Consider the following 3,705-nt stretch of genomic DNA (forward strand, 5'->3'; position numbering starts at 1 on the left):
GAGATAGATGAGCTTTTGTCCATAATGAAATATGAGAATATACCGAACTGTATCTCTCTTGAAGAGCTGGATATGATAAAAAAAGCAGTATTCTGAATATAAAAAGGCTTCCACAAGGAAGCCCTTTATTTTTTTATTGTTATGCAGACGCTTCTGAACCGCCTGCTACTTCGCCGCCTGATGCCGCACCTCCGTTATCTACCGGAGCCTGAGCTTCGCCGCCGCCGGAACCTGTTCCTGCATTGCCTTCTGTGGGCGTGGGAGGAGTTTCAGTACCGCCTGCCGAACCGCCGGAGCCTGTTCCTGCATTGCTTTCTGTGGGAGTTGGAGGAGTTTCAGTACCGCCTGCCGAACCGCCGGAGCCTGTTCCTGTACCGGTATCTGTGCCAGTTCCGTTACCTGTACCTGTTCCGTTACCTGTACCTGTTCCAGTGCCTGTACCGTTTCCGGTGCCTGTACCTGTACCGCCTGCAACGGAGCTTACAGTCGTGGTGGTCTGAACATAGTATTCATTCGGGTATACGCCTGTGGGAATCCTCTGATCCACAAAATATCTTGAGCCTGAGGTGACCTCTATCGTATAATTAGTTCTTGTTGTTTTTGAGACTGTAGTAGTACGCGATGTTCTGACTACGGAAATATCATTCAGAGTAGTTGTGACGACAGATGTTGTCACGTTCGTTACAGAGCTTGTCTCGTTGTTTATCTTTTCGCGTCCGAAACTTGATATCACTTTTTCTGAAGGTGTGAGAGGGAACATCACAAAGAATGAAAGTATAGCCGCCGCAAGAGCGATAAAGCATCCGCACGAAACAAGTGTTATCTTAGTGGAGTTTTTCAGATTGCTGAAAAATCCGTTTCCTTTACTCATTTAATTAACACACTCCTGTATCATAGATGTTTTTATTATACAATAAATGTCGTAAAAAGTCAAGCCTGAGTATTTCCGTGTTTGTGACAGAAATATGAAAAATCCCCGTATAAAGACAAATGCTGTTGTGCTTTGTACGGGGAAAGATTTACTGTTTCTTTTTCAGTTTTACAAGTTTATAGATGAAGAGTTCAAGAGAGATAAGACCGATAACAGCAGCTCCGGCAATAAGGGCAGTCTTTGCGACGCCGTTGGAGTCTCCGGACTTGCTTTCGCTGTCGTCCTTCTGCTTTGCAGCCTTGGTGGTTGCCTTTTCCGTTTTATCTTTTGAACTTTTCGATGTTGTTGTATTTTCATCGTCATCAGTTTTTTTGCTGCCGGAATGATGTTCTGTCTGTATACCTTCATCGGTGGCTGTCTGTGCTGTGAAGCCTGCCAGCCATGCAAGAGAGGCGTTCCAGTTTATGGTACATTCGTTTACCGACCAGGCTTCGATATTGTCAAGATAGCATTTCTGTGGAGCTATCTCTCCCTTTTTCCAGCCTGAGCCCTGCACCCACGGGTCCTGCATACCTGAATTCGGACCGCCGCACATTACGCCGTTTGGGGCTTTAGGGAATGTCTCGTCAATCTGCTTTGCCCAGTAGCGGTGGTGAGGATACTCTATAGCGTGGGTACCGTAGCCTGTAACATAAGAATAATCCATTGCGTTCCTGCCGAGTATGTAATCCATACCGCCTATAGCTCCGTCGAGGTACTGTTCCTCGTTGGTCAGCAGATAAGCGTAAGCCATAACTATGGAATTATCGGTAACAAAGGAGTTTGAGCCCCATAAATAGCCTTGATCACTGTCGTTGTAAGCAAGAGTGCTCTGACCGTAGGGGAGACCATAGCCTTGATTTTCCTCCAGTGATATGAATCGGTCTGCTGCTGCAATAACGGCTTCATGTATTATCTCAACGTCACCCTTGTCGAATTTTTCAGGGTTTAGTGCGGCGCTCAGTGTTGCAAGAGCTCCTGTATTGCCCCAGTCGAAGCTGCCGACTGTGTCTACGCTTTCTCCGCCGCCGAGAGATGAAGGTACGTCAAGGAAGAACTTGTTTTCTGTTGCTTCATCGTAATAGTCCTCATTGCCTGTGGTTATAAAAAGCTCAAGGGCAGCCCAGCAGAATTCGTCTTCCACATCGTCGTCACCGTAAGCTCCTCCGCCTACGGATTCGTCAAGAGGAGCGTACATGGCAGGATGCTTTTTTGCAGCATTGAAGGCGTTTTCGGCAGCTTCAAGGCATTCGGCTGCGAAATCACTGTCAATATCTTTCCAGAGTCTTGCTGCCTGAGCACCGCAGGCTGCAAGGTTAAGAGTTGCGGCAGTCGTGGGAGGCTTAACGATACGTTTCATGTCGTCATCCGCAGGAGCTATGCCAAGGGCTGTCCATTTCTCGTCGTGGGCTTTATGGTAAGCCATGCCCTTGTAGTCGCCACTGTCAACTATCATTTTCAGCATCCATTCCATTTCCCATCGGCTCTCATCAAGAAGATCGGGGATACCGTTGCTGTTTTCGGGGATAAGCATTGTACCGTCAGCATAAGCTTCTTCAAAGCCGTATTTAACAGCCGTTTCGTACTGATTCTGCATGAGCCAGAGGGAGAAGCCTCCGTTTACAACGTATTTTCCGTGGTCACCTGCGTCATACCAGCCGCCGGTAACGTCTATTGAACCGCTGCTTCCGCTATAGCCCCATGTGTGCTCTATCTCAGCCATATCTTTCGGGTGACCTGCCGCACGGGCAAGTGCAGATGTATCGCCTGAAGATATGTATTCACTTTCAATCGCTATGCCGCTTCTGTTCTGATAGAAGTAGTTCAGAGAATCGTAAAGCAGAGAGGAGTATTGCTGTGAGCCACTTATTTTGAATTCTCGGCTTTCAGAGCCGTCTTCCGCTTCTATATAGTATGTGCCTTCTTTTTTCAAGTCGCTGAAATCAAGAAGGTGTACCTCATCTCCGGAGTCTTTATCAGCTCCGAATGGAGTACTCTTGCCAGTGTATACAGTCATTCCGGACTCGTCCTTTATTTCGAAGTCGACAGCCTTCTGTGAATCACTGAGAAGGGTCGCTCTCTTGGCTCTGTCCGGGAAATAGCATACCTGATTGGTGAGAATCCCAGCTCTTTCGTAAGGAGAGGACTCGGGATAGTCGTTCTCGTCGCTGGTAAGGTCAATAAGTGACATATTGTCGAACTTTATCTTAGTGCCGACAGGGAAGCAGTCACCATTAGTGTACTGACCGTCGCCACCGAGGTGGAAAGCCCACTCTGCAACATCAAGTGACTTGCTGGCTGTAAAAGTAACATCTACCTTCTTTGTCTCGTTTTTGCCTATCTGTATACATTCCCATGTGCTGTTGAAATCGGGACCGTTATCCGACATCATATTATGCCATATTTCAACATCTCCGTCGAGATTGCCTATCTTGGTGTAGTACTTTCCACTCTCTGAGGGAGTTATTTCGTAGGATACCTTATACTTATGACCTGAGACTATCTTGAGTCCTCTGTGTCTGAACTGGCAGTCCCATCTGTCCTCTCCGCCTCTTGATGCTCCGCCTGGATTCACGATAGTAACAGTGTATGCACCATTGCTTATGTCAAAACCCATTTCTCCCGGTGCAGATTCAACTATATGCCATGGGAGACCGACTCCGTTTTCAAAATCTGTCTGTCCCAGCTGCTGACCTGCGTTTGCTGTGAGAGCTGTAAAACTCAGTCCGACCGGTATAACCGCTGATGTAGCGATGATTGCTGCTGCACCCGCGGACAGAGCTCTGACAGAAAGA

2 protein-coding genes are annotated in these 3,705 nt (G+C 47.5%); both read right to left on the reverse strand.

All coding sequences use genetic code 11. From position 1 onward, the window contains the following. Window positions 1-139: 139 nt before the first annotated feature. Complete coding sequence (locus J6U00_RS12805; protein WP_296582432.1) at window positions 140-871, reverse strand: hypothetical protein; 732 nt, start codon at window positions 869-871, stop codon at window positions 140-142. A gap of 148 nt (window positions 872-1,019) precedes the next feature. After that, the coding region (locus J6U00_RS12810) for a glycoside hydrolase family 9 protein (protein ID WP_365719054.1) at window positions 1,020-3,705 on the reverse strand (2,686 nt) is incomplete at its 5' end.

Origin of the sequence: Ruminococcus sp., assembly GCF_017650195.1 — a bacterium.
Classification (GTDB): Bacteria; Bacillota; Clostridia; order Oscillospirales; family Ruminococcaceae; genus Ruminococcus.